Annotated in this window: 17 protein-coding genes; 11 read left to right on the forward strand and 6 right to left on the reverse strand. The window is 39.5% G+C overall.

From position 1 onward, the window contains the following. The first annotated feature begins 530 nt into the window (after nt 1-530). From ACM03V_RS00385 to ACM03V_RS00415, 7 genes are all read left to right on the forward strand, one after another. Complete coding sequence (locus ACM03V_RS00385) at nt 531-2594, forward strand: NAD(P)H-quinone oxidoreductase subunit 5 (RefSeq protein WP_414618969.1); 2064 nt, start codon at nt 531-533, stop codon at nt 2592-2594. A 400-nt stretch (nt 2595-2994) separates the two neighbouring features. Beyond that, nucleotides 2995-4560 carry an NAD(P)H-quinone oxidoreductase subunit 4 gene (locus ACM03V_RS00390; RefSeq protein WP_414618970.1) on the forward strand — a complete coding sequence of 522 codons (1566 nt, stop codon included), beginning with the start codon at nt 2995-2997 and terminating at the stop codon, nt 4558-4560. Between the two features lie 189 nt (nt 4561-4749). Beyond that, complete coding sequence (locus tag ACM03V_RS00395) at nt 4750-5262, forward strand: hypothetical protein (RefSeq protein WP_414618767.1); 513 nt, start codon at nt 4750-4752, stop codon at nt 5260-5262. Nucleotides 5263-5273: 11 nt separating this feature from the next. Next, on the forward strand, nt 5274-5678 hold the full coding sequence (locus ACM03V_RS00400) for a hypothetical protein (RefSeq protein WP_414618768.1): 405 nt from the start codon (nt 5274-5276) through the stop codon (nt 5676-5678). Nucleotides 5679-6234: 556 nt separating this feature from the next. Then, the gene (locus ACM03V_RS00405) at nt 6235-6933 is read left to right on the forward strand and encodes a Uma2 family endonuclease (RefSeq protein ID WP_414618769.1); all 699 of its coding nucleotides are present in this window, start codon (nt 6235-6237) and stop codon (nt 6931-6933) included. A 117-nt stretch (nt 6934-7050) separates the two neighbouring features. Then, nucleotides 7051-7524 carry a DUF2141 domain-containing protein gene (locus tag ACM03V_RS00410; RefSeq protein WP_414618770.1) on the forward strand — a complete coding sequence of 158 codons (474 nt, stop codon included), beginning with the start codon at nt 7051-7053 and terminating at the stop codon, nt 7522-7524. 296 nt (nt 7525-7820) lie between these two features. Continuing rightward, a complete protein-coding gene (locus ACM03V_RS00415) occupies nt 7821-8501 on the forward strand; it encodes a hypothetical protein (protein ID WP_414618771.1) in 681 nt (226 codons plus the stop codon). A 124-nt stretch (nt 8502-8625) separates the two neighbouring features. On the opposite strand, the gene ACM03V_RS00420 is transcribed toward ACM03V_RS00415, so the two are convergent. From ACM03V_RS00420 to cofH, 3 genes are all read right to left on the reverse strand, one after another. Beyond that, nucleotides 8626-10125, reverse strand: a complete 1500-nt coding sequence (locus ACM03V_RS00420) for a family 10 glycosylhydrolase (protein WP_414618772.1) — start codon at nt 10123-10125, stop codon at nt 8626-8628. 851 nt (nt 10126-10976) lie between these two features. Continuing rightward, a complete protein-coding gene (gene psb27 / locus ACM03V_RS00425; RefSeq protein WP_414618773.1) occupies nt 10977-11375 on the reverse strand; it encodes a photosystem II protein Psb27 in 399 nt (132 codons plus the stop codon). A gap of 157 nt (nt 11376-11532) precedes the next feature. Continuing rightward, nucleotides 11533-12675, reverse strand: a complete 1143-nt coding sequence (cofH, locus tag ACM03V_RS00430; protein WP_414618774.1) for a 7,8-didemethyl-8-hydroxy-5-deazariboflavin synthase subunit CofH — start codon at nt 12673-12675, stop codon at nt 11533-11535. A 273-nt stretch (nt 12676-12948) separates the two neighbouring features. Here cofH and ACM03V_RS00435 point away from each other — a divergent pair, with 273 nt between their 5' ends. Together ACM03V_RS00435 and ACM03V_RS00440 are read left to right on the forward strand one after the other, a co-directional pair. Beyond that, a complete protein-coding gene (locus tag ACM03V_RS00435) occupies nt 12949-14190 on the forward strand; it encodes a glycosyltransferase (RefSeq protein WP_414618775.1) in 1242 nt (413 codons plus the stop codon). 84 nt (nt 14191-14274) lie between these two features. Continuing rightward, a complete protein-coding gene (locus ACM03V_RS00440) occupies nt 14275-15996 on the forward strand; it encodes a glycosyltransferase (RefSeq protein WP_414618776.1) in 1722 nt (573 codons plus the stop codon). Between the two features lie 263 nt (nt 15997-16259). Here ACM03V_RS00440 and ACM03V_RS00445 read toward each other — a convergent pair whose 3' ends face one another. Continuing rightward, nucleotides 16260-16856: a DUF3318 domain-containing protein gene (locus ACM03V_RS00445; protein ID WP_414618777.1), complete on the reverse strand. Its 597-nt coding sequence runs from the start codon at nt 16854-16856 to the stop codon at nt 16260-16262. 333 nt (nt 16857-17189) lie between these two features. Here ACM03V_RS00445 and ACM03V_RS00450 point away from each other — a divergent pair, with 333 nt between their 5' ends. Next, the gene (locus ACM03V_RS00450) at nt 17190-17441 is read left to right on the forward strand and encodes a hypothetical protein (protein ID WP_414618778.1); all 252 of its coding nucleotides are present in this window, start codon (nt 17190-17192) and stop codon (nt 17439-17441) included. A 19-nt stretch (nt 17442-17460) separates the two neighbouring features. After that, nucleotides 17461-18087 (forward strand): Uma2 family endonuclease, encoded by a 627-nt coding sequence (locus ACM03V_RS00455; RefSeq protein WP_414618779.1) that lies wholly within the window; start codon nt 17461-17463, stop codon nt 18085-18087. 214 nt (nt 18088-18301) lie between these two features. Here the strand turns inward: ACM03V_RS00455 and ACM03V_RS00460 are convergent, their stop codons facing one another. Both ACM03V_RS00460 and ACM03V_RS00465 read right to left on the reverse strand, forming a co-directional pair. After that, complete coding sequence (locus ACM03V_RS00460) at nt 18302-19900, reverse strand: iron uptake porin (RefSeq protein WP_414618780.1); 1599 nt, start codon at nt 19898-19900, stop codon at nt 18302-18304. 694 nt (nt 19901-20594) lie between these two features. Next, nucleotides 20595-22190 (reverse strand): iron uptake porin, encoded by a 1596-nt coding sequence (locus ACM03V_RS00465; protein WP_414618781.1) that lies wholly within the window; start codon nt 22188-22190, stop codon nt 20595-20597. Nucleotides 22191-22356: the final 166 nt, after the last annotated feature.

The following is a 22356-nucleotide window of genomic DNA, read 5'->3' on the forward strand; positions in this document are numbered from 1 at the left end:
GCTAAAAATCTTTGATTTTAGTGGTCTTCAATTAGCGGTGAGTTACAATAAAGCCGCTAATTGTTCAATTAGTGATACCAACAGATAAATCAAGCGGTGTAGCTAAGAGCTATTGAAGCGAATACTTTTGATTTTATTGTGGGTGTAACAAAGCTATAAAGAAAAGGCAAAATTTTTTTAATTGTGGAAGGAATTAAATCGCTATATTTCCTTGGGGTATGCCGCTAGTTACGCAGTTAAAAAGCGTCTAATTGCCTTATATTGCAGCACTTTGCAAGGGACTGCATTATTAGCTCAAATTAGCAATCTGTCATCAGACTATTTTAATAACCCCACCCAAATACCCCTTGGGTGGGGTATTTTAACTAAAATTGTGTGTGTCACAATTGTTAACAGTTCCAACCGGGACAATTGCGGGGCGGATGGATAATTGACGAAGGACGGAGATTTTTCTCTGTCGCAACGAAACATTTTCTGCTTCGTAACAATGTTCTAATAAAAGTGAAAAATTCTAAAAGTAGGCATCAATGATGGAAGTGATCTATCAATATGCTTGGCTGATTCCAGTTTTACCGCTTTTAGGAGCGATGCTGGTAGGCTTAGGCTTAATCTCGTTTAATCAGGTGACTAACCGCCTACGACAGCTAAATGCCGTATTAATAATTTCTTTAATGGCAGCAGCAATGGGGCTGTCGTTTAGTTTGTTATGGAGTCAAATTCAAGGGCACCCGACTTATACGCGCACCTTGGAATGGGCAGCAGCAGGTAGCTTTCATTTGAATATGGGCTATACCGTTGACCACCTTACAGCGGTGATGCTGGCGATTGTTACCAGTGTGGCTGTATTGGTGATGGTATACACCGACGGCTATATGGCCCATGACCCAGGATACGTCCGGTTTTACGCCTATTTGAGTTTATTTGGCTCTTCAATGTTGGGTTTGGTAGTTAGTCCAAACCTAGTACAAATTTATATATTCTGGGAACTCGTAGGGATGTGTTCCTACTTGCTGGTTGGCTTCTGGTACGATCGCAAGTTAGCAGCAGATGCAGCCCAAAAAGCGTTTGTTACCAACCGGGTTGGTGACTTTGGTCTGTTGTTGGGCATCTTAGGACTTTTTTGGGCAACCGGAAGCTTCGAGTTCGAGGTAATGGGCGATCGCCTCGCAGAACTCGTACAAACTGGTTCTTTAAGCAATGCTCTGGCGATATTGTTTGCGATATTGGTCTTCTTAGGCCCCGTAGCGAAGTCGGCTCAGTTTCCGCTGCACGTTTGGCTCCCGGATGCAATGGAAGGCCCTACCCCCATTTCCGCGTTGATTCACGCGGCGACAATGGTAGCAGCGGGCGTTTTCCTAATTGCCCGGATGTACCCGGTATTTGAAAACGTACCGGCAGCAATGACCGTAATTTCTTATGTTGGAGCATTTACGGCGTTTATGGGGGCAACAATTGCCGTTACCCAAAACGACATCAAAAAAGGTTTGGCTTACTCGACCATTTCCCAACTTGGCTATATGGTGTTGGCGATGGGAGTAGGTGCTTATACCGCCGGTTTCTTCCATTTGATGACTCATGCTTACTTTAAAGCGATGCTGTTCCTCGGTTCCGGTTCGGTAATTCACGGAATGGAAGGAGTTGTCGGTCATGACCCAGTTGTGGCGCAGGATATGCGAGCAATGGGCGGACTGCGGAAGTATATGCCAGTTACGGCAATTACCTTTTTGATTGGTTGTTTGGCAATTTCAGGTATTCCACCTTTTGCAGGTTTCTGGTCAAAAGATGAAATTCTTGGTTCAGCCTTTGCAGTTAACCCATTCTTGTGGTTTGTAGGTTGGTTAACTGCCGGACTTACCGCTTTCTATATGTTTAGAATGTATTTCATGACATTTGAAGGCAAATTCAAGGGTAAAGACGAAAGTATTTTGCAGCAGTTGACAAAACCAGCAGTTGCAGCCAATTTTGACCCTGGAGCAATGAAGCAGGGAGAATTGGCAGAAACTCATGACGACCATTCACACGACAGTCACGGACACAGCGATACACCACATGAATCACCGTGGACGATGACTTTACCTTTAGCGGTTTTGGCAATTCCTTCGATGCTAATTGGTTTGGTAGGAACTCCTTATGCCAATTATTTTGAGGAGTTTATCTATCCACCCAGTGAAACTTTAGCTGAAGTGATGGAAAAAACGGCTGAATTCGATGCCACCGAGTTTTACACGATGGCAGGACTTTCCGTAGCGATCGCCGTTGTCGGAATTATCTTGGCAGTGTTGATGTATCGAGTCAAAAAAATCGATCCAGCAGCCATTGCAGCCAAATTTCCAACGCTTTACAAGCTATCTCTCAACAAGTGGTACTTTGACGATATTTACCACAGCGTATTTGTTCTCGGCTTGCGTCGTTTAGCCAGACAAGTATTAGAAGTTGACTTCCGCGTTGTCGATGGTGCCGTTAACCTCACCGGAATTTTCACCCTTTTCAGCGGTGAAAGTCTCAAGTACATAGAAACCGGACGCGCACAACTCTACGCCTTGATTATCTTTGGGGCAGTTTTGGGCTTAGTAATTGTCTTTGGTGTTACCTGATGTAGAAATGTCATATGTTACGTTTCTACTTGTGAATTAGATTGATGAGGATGAAGGCAGAAAAACTAATTTATCTGCCTTCATCTTTTTGAGCTTATGAGGAGTAGGGTAAGAGTTAGGAGTTATGAGTTATTAAGGTTAAAGGTCAAAGGTTAAAGGTTAAAATTCTCCTTGTCCCCTTGTCCCCTTGTCTCACCATCCCCCCATCTTCTCCTCTCACTCAATGCCCAATCCCCAATGCCCCATGCCCCATGCCCAATTACCCATTACCCATTCCCAAAGCAATCAATTTTTGTTAAATCAACCGGAACATTAACGCCAAATCAAAAAAAAACTGCTACTTAATAGCTAGTAGTTGATAGCCAAAATTTATTATTCCTTCCTAACTTTTTCGATGAATATAGCTAATTTTCCTTGGCTAACAACGATTATTTTGTTGCCCATAGCAGCATCGCTGTTAGTTCCCATCATTCCGGATAAAGACGGTAAAACAGTACGCTGGTTTGCTCTTATAGTCGGCTTGATCGATTTTGCGCTGATTGTTACCGCTTTTTACACCCAGTACGACTTCTCTAATCCCGATTTGCAACTGGTAGAGAGTTATTCTTGGGTTCCCCAATTAGGTTTAAATTGGTCGGTAGGGGCAGATGGTTTGTCAATGCCTCTAATTATTTTGACTGGATTCATTACCACGCTGGCAGTTTTAGCAGCTTGGCCAGTTACCTTTAAACCCAAGTTATTCTACTTTTTGATACTAGCAATGTACGGCGCACAAATTGCCGTATTTGCAGTTCAAGATATGCTGTTATTTTTCCTAGTGTGGGAACTCGAATTGATTCCGGTTTACCTCCTATTGTCAATTTGGGGAGGTAAAAAGCGGCATTATGCAGCCACCAAGTTTATCTTGTATACCGCTGGTGCTTCGTTATTTATCTTGCTTGCATCCCTAAGCATGGCATTTTACGGCGATAACATTACCTTTGATATGGCAACGTTAGCCGCAAAAGATTTTCCCCTCAAGCTGGAACTGGGGCTGTATGCAGCTTTTTTCATAGCTTACGCCGTCAAACTACCCGTTATTCCCCTACATACTTGGCTGCCAGATGCCCACGGTGAAGCTACAGCCCCCGTGCATATGTTGCTGGCAGGGATTTTGTTAAAAATGGGCGGTTATGCATTGATTCGGATGAATGCTCAAATGCTTCCCAATGCACACGCTTATTTTGCGCCAGCCTTAATAATTTTGGGGGTTGTGAATATTATTTACGCCGCCTTAACTTCCTTTGCACAACGTAACCTGAAGCGTAAAATCGCTTACTCTTCAATTTCTCACATGGGCTTTGTGCTGATTGGTATTGGTTGCTTCACCGATTTAGGTTTGAGTGGAGCTGTATTGCAAATGGTTTCCCACGGATTAATTGGAGCAAGTTTGTTCTTCTTAGTTGGTGCGACTTACGATAGAACCCATACCTTAATGCTCGATGAAATGGGCGGTGTTGGTAAAAGAATGAGTAAAATCTTTGCCATGTTTACCACCTGTTCGATGGCTTCTTTAGCATTGCCAGGAATGAGCGGTTTTGTGGCAGAGTTAATGATATTCGTTGGTTTTACATCCAGCGATGCTTATAGCAACACCTTCAAGATTTTCGTGGTGTTCTTAATGGCAGTAGGTATAATTTTGACACCGATTTACCTGCTGTCAATGTTGCGGGAGATTTTCTACGGTGAAGAAAACAAAGAGTTGACTTCTACTCAGAATCTTATAGATGCCGAACCCCGCGAAATATTCATTGTTGCTTGTTTGTTGATTCCAATTATCGGAATTGGTTTGTATCCGAAAATTTTGACTCAAATTTACGATGCGACAACAATTCAATTAACCGAAAGATTGCGCGATTCGGTACCGAGTTTGGCTCAACGGGAAGTTCCTGCGGTGTCAATGAGTGCGCCGAAGATTGGTAATTAGTTTGATTTTGAAGTAATTTTTTTGATGAAAGGATGGGTTTTGAAACCTGTCCTTTTTTTTATGGGGTTGTAAGAGAAGCAATTCGGAATAAAAAACGCCTTGGGATATATTTTTTTAACGCAAAGGAGCGCAAAGGAAAACGCGGAGGAGCGCAGAAGAAAGAAAGTTAGTAGGTTGGGTTGAGGAACGGTGGGAACTGCTATCTCAGGTTTAAGCGGTGCTGCTGCGACAAATGCAACTTTGGCATGGTTAGGTGGTGGCTCGCTTGCTGCTGGTGGCGGTGGTATGGCACTTGGTTCTCTTGTATTAGGTGGAATTACAGTTGGTCCGGCTTTGTTGATTGGTGGTTTTGTATTTGCAGGTCAAGGTGAAAAAGCTTTAACCAAGGCGCGAAAATATGAGGCTAAAATTAATAAAGCGATCGCTGAGATTGAATCTGTTGGGGATTTTTTAATACAGGTAAGAAAGCGGATTTTCGAGCTAACAGATTTACTCGAATCTCTTAATAACCGCGCAATTAAAGGACTTGACGAACTCGAATCTCTACCGTATTTCGATCTAAATCAGGACGCAGATAAATTTCAACAGGTAGCGCTACTGATAAAGGCAATTTCAGAAATCATGAAAACTCCTGTTTTAGATAGAAAAGGACAATTAAATCCTGCAACCGCGACAATTACTGCTAGATACCGCAGTCTGTGAGGTTATTAAATATGTCACTTAAGAAAATAAAAACTTTTGGGCTGCAAAATTTAAACCCTGCTGAATCTCTTGAACAAATGGTTTCAGCTTACACGGAATACCTTACAATTGCAGAACAAGAACGTACTAAACGCCGCGATATCGAAGCTTGGGAAAAAGAAGCGATCGCTCGAATTAATGCTCAACGCGAATTAGTAATAACATACCTCGATCGCTCTTTTGATGAGCGTGCGGAAAACTTTCGCGCTTTGTTTGGTGTAGTTGATAATGCGCTTGTATCGGGTGATAACGAACAGTTAGCGATTGCTTTAAATTCGATTACGGAAATTGCTAAATCTAGCCCTTTTAAAGACTTGGCTAATTTAAGTAACGTTCGCGCTGCATTGAATAATCCCGAACACGTATGGGAATTTTGAGTTAATCAGAAATATTATTGGTACGTGACGCTTAATCGCATTTTAATTAGTTATTAAATTTGTCGCAGCGTCACACACTAGGGTGTTGACTTTGGAGAGATTTTTATGCTTAAAGTTCATACAACTTTTATGTCGGTAACAACCATAATCTTTCTCCCTCACCCCACCCTAACGGGCACCCCTCTCCCAAATTTGGGAGAGGGGAAGGGGGAGAGGGCAATATCTTGGGGGCAAACACGTTTTTTGCATGATTTTTTATGCCTTAAAAGGACACAGAATCAACACCCTAGTCACACACCCTATAATTGATAAAAATACAGCATTTTGCAGATAAATGAGGCACACCATCATATTGTAAAACTCTTGTGGGATGGGCATCCCTGCCCGTCCGAATGTATTTTGAAAAGATCAAATATGCTGTAAATAGCCCGTGCAGACGGGCTTTGTTCTTGTAGCCCCAGGTTTCTAACCTGCGGGCGATTTTATTTACGATTTATCTCTTTGCGATAGTTAACTAAAATATCTATAGAATCGCATCAATTGTGGTAAACCTTCCATGCTAAACTACAACCCGTTACACTGCTTACCTTCTTCTGAAGAATTACCAGACTCTGACGAAACTCCTGTGGATAATGAATTACAAGATTTAATTCCCGGTTTGCTCAAAGCTATACTGGCTTTGATTTGGGCTGAACGTCGGGATTGGTTTTTTGGGGTAGATATGGGAGTTTATTATGATGCAAAGAAACCGGCTATTGTCCCCGATGGGTTTCTCTGTTTGGGTGTTGAGCGTTTTATTGATGAAACTCTACGCTTGAGTTATGTACTTTGGGAAGAGCAGAAACTTCCAAGTATGGTTTTAGAAGTTGTTTCCCAAACCTATCGAGGAGAATATAGCACCAAGAAAGAATTTTATGCTGAATTAGAAATTTTATATTACGTTGTTTACAATCCCCATCGTCGCCGCAAAGCACCTTTGGAAGTGTATAAGTTAATGAATGGCGAATATGTTTTACAGTCCGGAAATCCCGTTTGGTTGTCGGAGATTGGTTTAGGAATTGGTTGCGAAAGAGGAACTTATCAAGGTATCACGCGAGAATGGATGTATTGGTACGACGAATCAGGAAAAAGATATTTTACCCCTGAAGAACGTATTACTGAAGCTGAAGAACGCCGTCAAGAAGCGGAAAATAGGGCGCAAATGCTGGCGGAACGTTTAAAAGCGCTGGGTGTAGATCCAGATACTTTGGGTTAAGAGTAAAACTACGCTCAATTGTAAAATACACTGATAAAGCCGTAATATTGTGTACTAGTAAATTTATAGAGTAATTTATTTGCTTTATTCTGTAAGAGTTTGTTGTTAGCAATTTCTATGAATTTACTAAAGAATAAGTTTCAAGTCGGCATTGCACTTCTAAGTGTTATTGGAAATTTAGCATTTTTACCCAGTGCTGAAGGTAGTGTAAATAGTAATCTTTCTGTCACAGTTAAGGGACTTAAAAATCAAACAGGACAAGTTTGTTTTAGCCTTTTTTCTAGCAGTCGCGGTTTTCCTAGCAATAATGAACGTGCTATCAAAGCTCAGTGCGTTAAGCTTGACGATCGCGATGCAAAGCTGAATATTCCTGCTTTAAAAGCCGGAACCTATGCGATCGCAATGTTTCACGATAAAAATGGCGATGGCAAACTTAATACGAACGGTTTAGGTATACCTAAAGAAGGTTTCGGATTTTCTCGAAATCCTCGAATTCTTACTGGCCCCCCTAAGTTCGGCGATTCGGCTGTATTTGTAGTTGGTTCGAGTACTGATATTCAAATCAATATGAACTACTTTTTTGGCGGTTAATAGAGAGCAACTGCAATTCCCACAGACGTGATGGAAGACGTAGCACTGCTACGTCTCTACATCATTTATTTTTCTAATTTCTTCTTTACAATACACTAGTACTATAATTGATGATAGACTGGCTAATTAGTTTATCCCGGAAGAGTCGAATCGTATTTGCGGGATAAATTTTCTTATGCTTGCCAATAAGAATACAGTTTGAGTGATGATTTCGCTGTTGTTGAGGGAATTATATATATAAAGCCATTTAGGGCAGATTGTAAAAAACATTAATTAGTAAAAGCATTTACGGAAACATGGATATTAAATTAGGCTTTGGCTCAATTCCAAGATTGCAGTATATTTTTGTGAGCAGAGAAAATGATTACTGCTGGTACGCACTTTCTGAAGAAAAAAAGCAGATTCCAATTTACGATAAAGCTTTGACTGGGATAATCACTGGAATCGAAGTTAATAAAAAAGTAGAAACTTCATTTGGAGAAACGGAAAAAACAGATTTATATATTCTCGCAGATAAGCCCTACGTTGTGCGATCGGGTAGCGATTCCTACTTTTCTAAAGGTTTGTTAATGTCTTTGGATAAAGTCAGTGCTGAAGAATTACAGCAGCCATTAACAATTACCATTGAACCTGGTGATAAAAAAGTTGTTTTTTGTAAAGTTTACAATCCAGCAACTTACAGAAGTATAGATGTAAATTGGGAGGAACATAAAGAAATTAACTGGCAAGTTTTAGGACAAAATATCGGTTTAAAAATTAATCGCAAAGCACAATTTAGTACCGAGTTTACAACTGCTGAATTGCGCGAAAATTTAATTGCTCAATCCGATAAGTATTTAAGACTTTTAAATTGGAGTACCGAACAAGGAAGAGAATATTTGCAGCAAAGATATCAAAAACGCTCCCGTCAGCAATTAAATGATGCAGAGCTTCTGGATTTTATTGATTATTTGAAGTTGCAGCCACAGAGATTGTAGTTATTTTTGAGAGGGGGGATGGGTAGAGGGGGTAGAGGGGGTAGAGGGGGAGAAAAGGGGACAAGGGGACAAGGGGAAAAATAACTCCTAACTCCTAACTCATAACTCCCTACTCCCTAAAAAATTAACGTACCCGACAGAATTTTCTATCGTTGTCATCTTGGGGATTTTGCCAAGAGTAAGCAAAATGGCTAACTCCTTTGATGTATGGCTTGTATTGACTTAAAGCCTGCATTTGTTTTTCTAAAGGTGGACGATTGCTGATGGATTTACCCCAAGCTCCCGCTAAGGCTGGAATTACCTGGGTTCCTGGTTTAGCGGTATCTATAACTCGTTTTACTTGAGAAACAATACAGTTACTAGTACCGCATTTTCCGTAAGCCATCGGATGCCATTCTAAGGAATTAGGAAATCTATCCCAAGGTTGTAAGCGCGAATCGTAACCTTTTCCTACTGTTTTATTTCCACCGGGGAAAAATACGACTCCTGCGGGAACTCCTATTTGCTGGGCTGGATAAGCTGCTAGTGCTACAAAATCTAGAATACCCTGCATGGCATGAGCAACGGAAAGCTGCCACAATTCTGATTGCAGTAAGGGTTGTCTTTGTTGTGGAGAGTTAAGTGCTTTTTGCTGAATCGGTGGAGTGCGCCCCTGCCATAAGGGTTCTCCTTCTTGAGGATACTGTTTGTCAAGCTTAGCTATATCTGATGATGTAACGTATCCCTTGCTCAAAAATAGCCGAATCATTCCCAATCCTTTGTTATTCAGCGCTCGTTGAAATAAGGCTTGTTGAGTAGATTTGCTGTACAACCACAAATCTGTAACTCTCGTAGCGATGGAATCTTTACCTGCTTGACGCGGGTAGCGCACGTAATCAAATAGTACACCATCAGGACGACGGCGCGTTACTTCCGTTACCATTTCATAGAAATCGCGCTTAGCCTGTAAATTATAAGGATCTACAAATACTTGAGAACCGTTATCTACTACATACAAACTAGTTTGACCTTTTCCGTTGCGGGCGATCGCCTCTTCTCGATCTTTACGTTTGGCATAGGTATAGCCAAAATTGGTGGTAAACATCCAGGAATATACTTTTAATCCCCGCTCGCGCCCTTTTTGAATGCTTTGCGCCAATAAATCGGTGTTTTCTTGACCTTTGTCACGAAGTACGGAAGGCCATACTGTAGGATTCGAGTTTTTTGGTAACAATACTCGCCCATCGTAAAAAGTTTCTACATAAACTTGGTTGTAGCCTTTGTTAACAACATTATCCATAATTCTGTCAAGTGCCCCCGCTTGAACGTCACAGGGATACAAGCGCAACCAGATTGCTTGGACTTGGGGCCAAGTGCTTCTGCGACAGTCACTTACAGCTTGTGAGTGCTGTCTCACTAATTGCTGATAACGATTTGCGGCTTCGCGATCGCCTTTTTGTGCTGACAAACGCAACTTTTCTTTTTCTTTTACTGCGGTAGATGTTATGTGACAGTAACTAGTTACTTGTGCGTTTGCTGGCTGACTTTTGAGGTAAGGAAGAAATAAAGTCGTACTGAAAATTACTGCAAACAGTTGTCGTAAAATTAACTTTGGCTTTGCGACACTCAAGGCAAGCTTAGACATATTCACTAATAAAATTAAAAATTTTTACCAACCCCAATACACTTTTATTCGGTAACGTGTATTTTATTACATAATTTTGCAATGGGAGCTTTGAAGCCTATATTTTATCGACTTCTAATATCTTATTTCTGTTGCCGTATATCATTATTCGATTTTTTTCTAAATGTCAAGAAGGCAACTTCAAGTAATTAAAAGCAATTATATGTTTGTTTTATTGCTCGTCAACTATACCGTAGTATCTACAGCTAGATATAATACTTCCATTTTTTGATTTTTTATTTCTATCAATAAACCCAAAAATACACAAGGTCTTAGAGGATGTAAGAATGCGTCAATAACTATACTAGGAACCTCTCTCCAAACCTCTCTCCTAAAAGGAGAGAGGCTTATTACCCCCATTCCCTCATAGGGAAGGGGGGCAGGGGGGTTAGGTTTCCCAGGTGCTGGAAGTAAAACATAATACTTTTCAAACATCCTCTTAATACTTGTGCCAAAAACTACTTGCTTTTCGGTTTAAGGTAACGATGCAATTTCTTCTCCCCTTGTTAAAAGCTTGCTCTATTTAGCAATTTTCTAACAAGATCAAAGTAATGCTGTAAAAACTAGGCATTATAGCCCACTTTGTATAAACTTGAAATGCAAGCGATAGATTTTTTGCAGCCCGATTGTGTAATACAAGTGCAGTATTTATGATTATGGGAATTAGTCTAAACAGTTAATGTTTAGCTTCGATTTAAAGCAAATAAAGAATAATTGATAATAAATTAGAAATAATGAAAATTTAATAAATTGTTACGGTTAGCAGTTGTTTTTCGTGAACTACTAACCGCGAACAAAAAAAGATAGAGTAACTACGAACCACGTCTGAGCGCAGTTTCGACTTGCTTAAACTCTTTTTCCAAACGATTTTTGAGCTTTTCAGGTACGGGACGATTTGGGTAAGAACTGTAATGTCCAGCTAAAGAATTAAGAGCAGTTCGCATGGTTGTAAAGGAGCTTAAACCTGATACAGAGTTGTTACGCTGATAACGAGCTGCAAACTCATTAATCTTTTTACGTGCATCTGCTTGAACTGCTGCTTTGTCAGCGGCATCATCAGGTGAAGCTAAGGCTTCTCTCAATACACTGACTATATTTAGAGTGTCTTGACGATAATCTCCACTGAGTTGATCTCGACTACCCGAACATCCAGTCAAACCTATGACTACAACTAAAACTAAGGCAAGTAAACGTGACCAATAGTGTTTCATATGCATTGAATGTGAACAAATACTTAAATCAACGTCCATCGTATCTTGTATTTGTATCGTAGGGATCGTTTTTGAAGAAGCGTGAAGCAGTTATCAGTGAACAGTTAGCAGTGAGCAGTTGCAAACAGGTAAATCTAAAATCTAAAATCCAAAATTGTCACACTTTTTCATAAAGCGTATTCCTTTGTTGATATGTTCTTCCTAAAGCAGTAATAGTATTCTGTAGAGTTTCGACTTCCATACAGGTACCGCCTACAGCACCTGCCATTGTGGTAATATGCTCTTCCATTAATGTGCCGCCAATATCGTTACAGCCACAATTTAAAGCTTTGGCAGCCCCTTCAATTCCTAGCTTTACCCAACTTGGCTGATGATTCGGTATCCAGTTACCTAAATAAATTCTGGCTACAGCAGTAAGTAATAGTGACGAATCTAACTCTGGCTGGTCGCGTCCTACACGTTTACGTAAGGGTTTTGGAGCTTCTTGACCGACAAATGGTAACAAAATGAACTCCGTTATTCGAGCCGGATAAGCTTCATTTACGGCAGTTTTTTGTAGCGATCGCAGTTTTTCTAAATGTCCAATTTGTTGCTCTACGGTTTCGATATGTCCCGACAACATGGTGCTGGTAGTGGGTAAACCTAATTGATGGGCAGTGCTAACAATTTCTAACCAAGTTGCTGAGTTGGTTTTTTCGGGACAAAGAATGCGTCTGACTTCATCGTCTAGTACTTCTGCCGCTGTTCCTGGCATGGAGCCTACACCAGCTTCTTGTAAAGCGGCTATTACTTGGGCATAATTTAGTCCATCAAGTTTGGCGATAAATTGTATTTCTTGGGGGGAAAAAGCATGAAGGTGTAATTGAGGAAAATCTTGCTTGATGGTTTCTACTAATTTGAGATAGTAAGTTAAAGATTTACCATCTATTTTGGCTTCGGGGTTCAATCCTCCCTGCATACAGATTTCTGTGGCACCTCTTTTTACTGCGTCTGTAGTTTTTTCTAAAATTTGTCCCCAATCCAGCCAGAAAGCACCTTCATCACCGTCATCTCTTCTGAATGCACAGAAACTACAGTGTTGCTCGCATATGTTAGTAAAATTAATATTTCGATTAATTATATAAGTGACGGTATCTCCGGCTTGGGAAAATCGTAGTTTGTCGGCTGTTGTGTTGATAGCATTTATAACGCTGTTGTCGGTTTGTTTTAATAACGTAATTCCTTCTTCAGGAGATAAATCATCACCCCTCAAGGCACATTCAAGAATTGCATCGACTGTATTTTTGACAGAAACTTTCATAGTAATTTTTGGAAAAAATAGCGTTTTTCAAAAATGAAGGCACATAAAGGCATATATATTATTTTTACAGGTAATATCGGTTTGTAACGTAAATTACCGAATTGAGTGAGAAGGGGGAGAGTGGGGGGATGGGGAGACAAGGAGAGTTAGGATAAATATTACTATTAACTTTTAACTTTTAACTCCGAACTAATAACTCATAGTACCCATTCTAAAAAAGTGAATTTCAAGCATAATAACTAAAAGCACTTTGCCAGCTTATTATTTTTCTTCATGAGTATCATCCAACCGAAGAATCTTTTATCAGTGCCAAGCGGAGAGTTACGGATTCCTCGATTACCACCTAGAGCGGGTATTGCCAATCAAAGCATTTTATTTTCATTGGTTATTCCCACTTACCTTGAAGCTGGTAATATCAATAAAATCGTCAGAACATTAACTCGCTTGCTCGATGAAAGTATACCAGGAGATTACGAGCTAATTATAGTTGACGACAATAGCCCGGATGGTACTTGGGAAGTCGCTTTGTCGATGACTTCAGAATTCCCGCACTTACAGGTGATGCGACGGGAAAACGAACGAGGGCTTTCTTCTGCGGTAATTCGGGGCTGGCAAAATTCTAGAGGGCAAATATTAGGTGTAATTGATGGAGATTTGCAGCATCCACCCCATATATTGTTGCAATTATTAAATGCTATTGAAAAAAAATCCGATTTAGCTGTTGCGAGTCGCCATGTGAATGGTGGTGGCGTAAGTAGCTGGAGTTTTATTCGGCGTTTGTTATCTCGCGGCGCTCAATTGTTAGGATTGATTATATTACCGCGAGTCACGGGTAGAGTTTCCGATCCGATGAGCGGTTATTTTATGGTGCGTCGTAGCTGCATAGAAGATATCGCTTTTAATCCTATAGGCTACAAAATTCTGTTAGAAGTTTTAGGAAGAGGAAAAGTAGACGAAATCGCTGAAGTTGGTTATGTATTTTGCGAGCGTCAAGATGGAGAAAGCAAAGTGAGTTGGAAGCATTATCTTGACTATATTCGTCACTTGTTAAGGCTGCGTTTTTCTTCGGAAAAGGTAGCACAATTAAGCCTGCGCTGGGGTTTTCCCATCGGTAAATTTATTCGCTTCGGTTTGGTGGGTTTAAGCGGAGTATTCGTAGATATGACAATACTTTATTTACTCAGCGACCCAAATACTTTAGGTTTGCCTTTGACTCGTAGTAAAATTATTGCGGGAGAAATAGCTATCTTTAATAATTTCTTGTGGAATGATGCTTGGACTTTTGCCGATGTCGCGATGGAACAAAAAGGACTGAAACAACGTTTGAAGCGATTCTTGAAGTTTAATATAATTTGTTTTGCAGGATTAGCAATTAATGTGTTGGTTTTGAATTTAGTATTTAATTTTGTTATTTCTAATCGTTATATTGCAAATTTAATTGCTATTGCCGTAGCTACCGTATGGAATTTTTGGGTGAATCTTAAACTTAGTTGGCGAGTTACGCAAGTCAAATAGTTTTAAATAATTATATTATTTAAAAGGCGAACTTTAATTATATAAGAGCGTCTACTATCGAACTAGATGAGTTGACACTTAGCTATGGCTCGCATATATTCCCGGTGGTTTCACATTTTACTGCTTTTAGTTTGGCTAGTCATCGGAATTAGCTTGCGTTTGACTAATTTGTCTGGTAAATCTCCTTGGACTGATGAATTTTCGACTTTAGTATTTAGTTTGGGAAATAGTTTTTTAGGAGTACCTTTAAACCAAGCTATTACTATTAATACTTTGTTGCAACCGCTACAGCCAAATCCCTCAGCTGGTGTCAGCGATGTTTTAACTAATTTATTTAATGAAAGTAACCATCCGCCAATATATTTCGTATTGACTCACTTGTGGTTGAAGTTATTTCCCACAAATGCAGGTTTAGTTTCTGTATGGGGTGCGCGTTTGCTGGCTGCAATATTCGGTGGATTATCAATTCCAGCAATATTTGGTTTAAGCTGGTTGGCGTTTCGTTCCCGTTTGATAAGTCATTTAGCTGCTGCAATGATGGCAGTGTCGCCATTTGGTATTTTTTTAGCGCAAGAAGCCCGTCATTATACTTTAGCTATTCTGTGGGTTATAGCATCTCTTGCTTGTTTAATTATTACCTTACGTCATATAAAGAATCGCACTCAATTACCTATTAATATCGCATTTTGTTGGGTAATAGTTAACGCTTTAGGTATTGCAACTCATTACTTTTTTGCTCTGACTCTTTGTGCCGAAGTTTTTGTTTTGATGTTTACGATGTGGAAAGAGTGGAGAAACAAAAATACAGTAGTTGAACACACTTTTAGTTTTTTGAGTTCTCCGTGGAAACGTATTTATGCAGTTGCTCTTGGGACATTTTTTGCGGGATTAATATGGATACCAATATTTATTAACAATAGTTACGGTGATGATTTAACCGATTGGATTCAAGGAGAGCGTGTTGGATTTGCTTGGATTAGTCCAATTTTTCAAGCAATAGCCGCTTGGATTACAATGATTTCCTTATTACCAGTTGAAGCATCTCAATTAGCAGTGGTAATTGTTTCTGGATTGGGAATGATTATTTTCTTTATTTGGTTAATACCGATTTTGATTCGTAGTTATAAAGTGCAGTTATCATCATCGGAAAATAAGTTAATAATTCAGGCATTATCTAGCTTTATTTTAGGAGCAATCACTTTATTTTTTATATTTACTTATTTTCTCGGAATTGACTTAACACGCGGTGCTAGATATAACTTTGTTTATTTTCCCGCAGTAATGGTTTTAGTAGGAGCTATTTTAGCAACAATTTGCGATAATAAAAGCGCAGAAAAGATTAGATGGGGAGTCACGGGTAAACAAGCAGTCGCGATAATTTTGCTAATGGGATTTATTAGTTCAATTACCGTCGTTTGCAATTTAGGATATCAAAAATATTATCGTCCAGATTTATTTGTAAAATTAATCGAAAAAACATCCCAAAACCCAGTACTTATCGCTACTACTCAAAAAACCCACGTTCAAATAGGGGAAACTATTGGAGTAGCCAGAGAATTTAAGCTTGCAGATTCAAATCAAAACTTAAATCAAAACTTAAACGTAAGATTTCTACTTGCTCATCAAGATAAAGATAGAAAAGCCCCTACAATTACTTTGCAAAATACATTAAAAAGATTATCACGACCAATTGATTTATGGCTGGTAAACTTTCACGCACCAGCAGAAGTTAATAACTGTATTGCAGACAATCGAGATTTACCAAGTATTGACGGTTACGAATATAAGCTTTTTCACTGTGAATAATTAGATTTGGGAATTGGTAATTAATCGTTGGTAGGTTGGGTTAGGCGCACAAAATATTTAATAAGTAACAAATAATTTCCTGAAGCGTCGTAACCCAACATTGCATTGCTCGCTCGTATTTAATCATATCTATCTACAATCATGATGTTGGGTTACAACACGATTAATCTAGATTTTCGTTACAGATTCAATAAATTTTTTCGTGTGTAACCCAACCTACTTATTAATTCCTACTTCCGAGAAACTAACTATTAATCCAAAATCTAAAATCCTTTAACTCCTAACTCTGAAAAACCTGCCATTGTTCGCAAATTTGAACAACGAATCAATTCGATGAAGTTTAAAATAGAACGCTTTTCGATTTTTGCAATGGTTTCGATTGCTTTTAAAAGATATTCTGCTGCTTCCGCTTCGCTATAACCTCGTCGCTGTACCAAACGAATCGCAGCCATATCAGCAGCAACTTCCGACTCTTGAGAACGATTGTTGCGGTACATACGCAGAAGGGCGATCGCACTTAATCCACCAGCGGCAACTACTCCTACTGCATCACCTTGAGCCGCTTCTATCAAACCACCAAAAAGTCCAACTAACGCCACACCTTGATATATATTTGGTTTAAACCACTGTATTTCTGTTAACCAGCTAACAGTACGTAACAGTAATAAATCCCGTTGTTGCTTTGTCAGATTGCGCCACAAATCAAAGTTAATATATATAGGTCTTTCTCGATGCCAAGGTAATGGAAACGATGCATCAATTACTTTTGTTTGTTCCGGTTTACTAATTATTTTTATCGTATTCCTAGCTGAAGCAGGCATTAAATCTGACAAACGGCGAATTTCTACCTTTGGCTCCATAATTAAAAGTTGGTAATTGAGAATTGGGAATAGAAGTTTATGAGTATTTTTTTTCTTAATAGATACTTTTATTCAAACGTTATAGACTCGACTCAAGTAGTAATTATTAAGTCTATTTTTAACCAATCTAATTTATTTATTTATAGAAAAATACCCGCGCTCAACTATTTTGAGTCATTGAAAGGCTCGGTTGCAATCTCCAGCCGTTACAAATTCATTACTTACTAATTTTTTTGTCTTATCTGAAAATACTTAGCTGAAAATAGTAAAGTAAATAGAAGGCTTTCCTATGCCCAATGTTCAATCCCCAATATTTACTAAGTATTAATTTTTATGGATGCTTTTGCTCCTGTAGCTCCCCAATGGACTTCTCAAGCCACTCATGCTTTTGAATTTTGCTGTCCTAAGTGTGGCTCAACCAGTCGTGAAGCCGAAAAGGTTTGGATAAATAGACGTTCCCCTGTAGTTACAGAAGGGTATCGTCGAAAATGGCAAGAATTTTATTACTGTAACTGCTCTCATGTGTGGTGGGCTTGGAGTAACGATAGGCTACCTGCGGATAATTCCCAAAGAATGCCCGATTAATAAATACTAAAGGGAAAAAATGACTCAAACACTACCTAAAATATTAACAGAAACCTTAATCACATTTGAAGATTTTGTCAAATTAGAAACGGGAGATAAGAGATATGAGTTACATAATGGGATACTTGTAGAAGTGGCTCAACCAATCGGGGAACATGAAAACGTTACAGGGTTTTTGATTAGAAAATTATTAGCCAAATTTGAAAATTTTGATTTACCTTACTTTATTGCTCCCAAAGTATTAATAAAACCAATTGGTAAAAATTCTGGTTTTTTGCCCGATGTTCTAGTATTAGACAAGCGTAATTTAGCAAACGAGCCATTGTATAGAAAGGAATCTACTGTTTCTCAAAGCGCAACAGTTCCATTAGTTGTAGAAGTGGTTAGTACAAATTGGCAAGACGACTACGCATTAAAGTTTGACGAGTACAGCGATATTGGCATACCCGAATACTGGATTGTTGATTATTTAGGTCTTGGTGGTAAAGAGTTTATTGGCAGTCCAAAAAAACCAACTTTTACTTTGTGTGAATTAGTAAATGGTCAGTATGTCAGAACTCCATTAACAAGTGGAGCCATTCAATCAAAAGTATTCCCTGAGTTAAATTTAACAGTGGAGCAAATTTTTGATGCTGCTAAATTTTAAGATGAATCTTCGTATATTTATAGACAAGTGGGTCAAATTAAATATAAAACCTCACCCTGCCGTATCGCTTCCCTCTCCTTACTAAGGAGAGGGATTGAGGGTGAGGTCTTATCTTATATTTAATTACACCTACCTACTTACTAAAAAAGCAGGGAGCAGTAACTTACTTACTCCCTACTGTCTAGTTATTTTGAACTCTTTTATAGATATCGATTTAGAACTTGAAGGTTGTACGTAATGTACCTACGTAAACAGTATCGTTATCGTTGTTGTGTTCGGGGTTGAAGATTACTAACAAGCCAGGAGTAACGGCGATGTTGTCGTTAAGCTTCATCTTGTAAAGACCTTCTAAGTGGTAAGAAGTATCTTCGTCTTTAGTAGCACCTGCAACACCACTGATTTGAGTCAATTTAGGTGGCTGACCGAAGATTAAACCCAAGGTATTACCCTTAGCACCAAAGTCTTTTATGCCGAGTGTAGCAGCCCAATACTCAACTTCTGAATCTCCAGTACCACTAGTTTCATCTGCATCAACAAAACCGTACCAACCACCAAGAGTTGTCTTTTTGTTGAGTTGTAAAGCAGCTTGTACACCGTAGTGGTTGGAGGTAGTTGCAACACCACTGCCAAAAGGTCTTCTAGCAGAATTGCCAGCTATGCTACTACCCGTGCTACCAGTAACGTTAGTGTCACTGCCATCATCGAAACGACGCACGTAAGTTGCACCTATGTTCAAAGCTTTTATAGGCTGGATTTCTACCTGACCTAAGAAAGCATTGTTGCCATTGAAAATACCAGTCTCGGTGTCAGCTGGATTACCAGAGCTATAAGAACCGCTCAATTTAATCGGAGACTTCTTACCACCTAACACTGCTGTTAAACCAGCGTCACCGCTCGCAGCACGGTAGATAGGGCTGAAACGTCCGTAACGAGAGATAGCACCACCACCACTGCTTTGGAACAAGGGGTTGAATACGTTGACGTTTTCGTAGATATCAGCCTCATTAACGTCAAGCTTAGCCTTAACTCCTTTTACATTAAAGCTGTAGTTTAATTCGGTGAGGTCAAATGTGTTACCGTTATCACCATCAAAGCTCAAGCGAGACATTCTGGTGCCTGTTGCACCATTAAAATCGGGAGTGTTGCGAGCCTGTAAACGAACTCTCAAGTTGTCTTTACCAGTAAAGCTGGTATCAAAGTTCAAACGAGCGCGGTTTGTTAAGATTACGTTGTCTTCTACGTCATCTGAGCTACCATTAGCTTTCTCATCGCCAAAAGCACCAGAAACTGCAAATACAACTTCACCGCTTAACTTAGCAGTAGTGGAGAACTGGTTAGCTTCCAATTGTGCAGTGCGGGACTCCACACTATCTACACGACCGCGTAGAGTAGCTAATTCAGCACCATACTCTTCTTGCAAGCGCTTCAAGGTTTCCATGTCACCCGAACCAACTTGCTCGGTTGCGATCGCAATCAATTCGTTCATGCGATCTAAACAAGCGTTCAAACCAGCAGCGAATTCGTAACGGGTTAAAGCACGGTTTCCACGGAAGGTGCTGTTGGGATAACCAGCAATACAACCGTAGCGCTCAACCAAAGATTGCAATGCTTGGAATGCCCAATCGGTGGGCTGTACGTCGGAAAACTGGGAAACGGATGTTACTTGACCAATGTTGTTAGATTCCCCCGATAGCTCGGCAACAGAAGTGGTCTTTTCGGTTGCTTCACCAGCGAATGCGCCGTTAGCAGCGAAAAATGTTGCAGCAAGAACTACTGGACTTAACTTGAAAACGTTCCAGAAAAGCTTTGTCATTTTTTCTCTCACTCACACCTACCGTTTGGGGCAGCATCAAGTTATTCGTTTTTTATTTTACGAATATTTACTGATGACTGTTGTGTTTAATTAAAATCTATATATAGTAGTTAAAACAAGTAAACTAATACACTTTTTGCAGATTTCTTCTTGTTTTTATATATTTTTGGTAGGTAATTATCGTTTATAGGTATATTAGCGTTCGTTTTCTATTTAAAGTTTTATAGCAGATTTTTTAATTTTTATTGGTATTTTTTATCACAATACTTACTATATGTAGCGAGCTTATTTGAAGTTTACTTTTAAAAGTCAGTTTAAATTCACATCTTGCACGATTACCAACAACAGCCTTGGAATTTATTCCAAGGCTCACATACAAAGTCTTCTAAACAAGACTGAATAAGGCTTTTAGTGCGTTTTAACGTACTTTGTCTATTAGCCGCATCAATCAATTTCTCTGCGAGAAAGCCTCCGGCTTACAAGGCGGGAATTTAGGCTTAACAACAATGCTGCAAGATGTGAATTTGAATTAACCCAAAATACTCAGAAGCCCGGTACCTTTAAGATACCGAGCTTCTTTGTGTTAAAATTTCCGATTGGATTCAAGCTGCTGCTTTCTTTAAAGATAATCACAAAAAAAGCCTGCAAAAACAGGCTTCGTAAAGTTTATAAAATTAAAATTGCTCGCACCATCTTAGAATTTGAAAGTAGTACGAAGAGTACCTACATAAATGGTGTCGTTATCGTTATCATATTCTGGATTGAAAATCACCAACACGCCAGGAGTAATAGCAATATTATCATTGATAGGCAATTTATAAAGCGCTTCTAAGTGATAAGAAGCATCTTCATCTTCACTATCAGCAATATCATTACTGGTTACTCTAGGTGGTTGACCGAAGATCACACCAAGGGTACTACCTCTTGTTCCAAAGTCTCTGAAAGCCAACGCAGCAGCCCAGTAGAACATTTCGGCATCCGCACCTTGATTTGGTCCGGTTTTGGCTGTTGCGTCTGAAAAACCAGCCCAACCAGAAAGAGCTATTTTAGAAGTGGGGCTTACTAAAGCTTGTACGCCGTAGTGGTTGGCAGTAGTTGCAACTTCACCAAAGGGCTGATTGGCAAGAATGCTACCTGTAGAATTAAATAAGCTAACGCCACCTTCTTGATTTTGATATCTACGAGCATAGGTAAGACCAAGACCAATGGCTTTACTTGGTTTGAAACTAACTTGACCGATGGCTGTATAATTACCGTCAAAAAGTCCACGACCGGATGCGGGGTCGCTGTTTTCATCAGCCGTGTAAGCAACTGATGCGCTGATTGGAGATTTAGGAGCGAAGGTTAATGTTAAACCAGCACCACCACCTTGACGGTATATAGGGCTAAAACGTCCGTAGCGAGAAATAGCACCGCTACCACTGCTTTCAAAGGCAGGGTTAAAAACTTCCATGTTGTCGTTAAATTCGGCATCGACGGCATCAATTTTCACCCGTAATGCATCGCTGAGTGGAAACTCATACCACATTTCACCAATATCAAAGTCGTTATCGTTATTTGAGTCAAAGCCCAAACGAGCCATGTCGGTACCTGTGACATTATCGTATCTGGTCACGTTTGCAGCTTCCAAGCGGACTCTTAATTTATCCTTCCCTGTAAAACTAGAATCAAAGTTTAAACGTACCCTATTGCTAAAGGTTGTATTATCTGCACTACTTTCTAAGTCTGTATCACCAATAGCCTCGCCAAAAGCATCAGAGAAAGCGAATATTACTTCACCACCTAATTTAGTAGTAGTCGAAAATTGATTTGCTTCTATTTCAGCGGTACGAGCTTCCAATGCATCTACCCTACCGCGCAAGGTTGCTAGCTCTGCACTAAATTCTTCTTGTAAACGTTGTAAAGTTGCTAAATCTTCTCTACTAACAATATTTGTCGTAGCCGCTGCAATCAGTTCGTTAACTCTATCCAAACAAGCATTCAAACCAGCGGCAAATTCATAACGAGTTAAAGCGCGATTCCCCCGATATGTACCGTTAGGATAACCTGCTATACAACCATAACGCTCTACCAATGATTGCAATGCTTGAAATGCCCAATCTGTTGGCTGTACGTCAGAAAACTGCGATACTGATGTTACCTGAGCCATCGAATCTGTTTCTTCAGATAACTCAGCAACAGGCGTTACTTGTTGGTTAACTTCTTCTGCAAATGCACTGTTAGCAGTAAAAACTGTAGCTGCTGCAATTACTGGACTTAGTTTCAGAATATCCCAAATTAGTTTTCTCATCTTCTCACTCACACCGGTAAAATTGTGCTTACACGTAAAATCATAAGTTTTACCCTTAAATTAAAAATTCTTATTTAATAAAAATTAAGATTAAGTTTAAATTAAGGGATTCTACTTATGAATAAACAAGCTAATTCTACCAGAAAAAGGTTAAGTGGTTAACAGT

Origin of the sequence: Calothrix sp. CCY 0018, from assembly GCF_963920925.1 — a bacterium.
In the GTDB taxonomy this organism is placed as follows: Bacteria; Cyanobacteriota; Cyanobacteriia; order Cyanobacteriales; family Nostocaceae; genus Rivularia.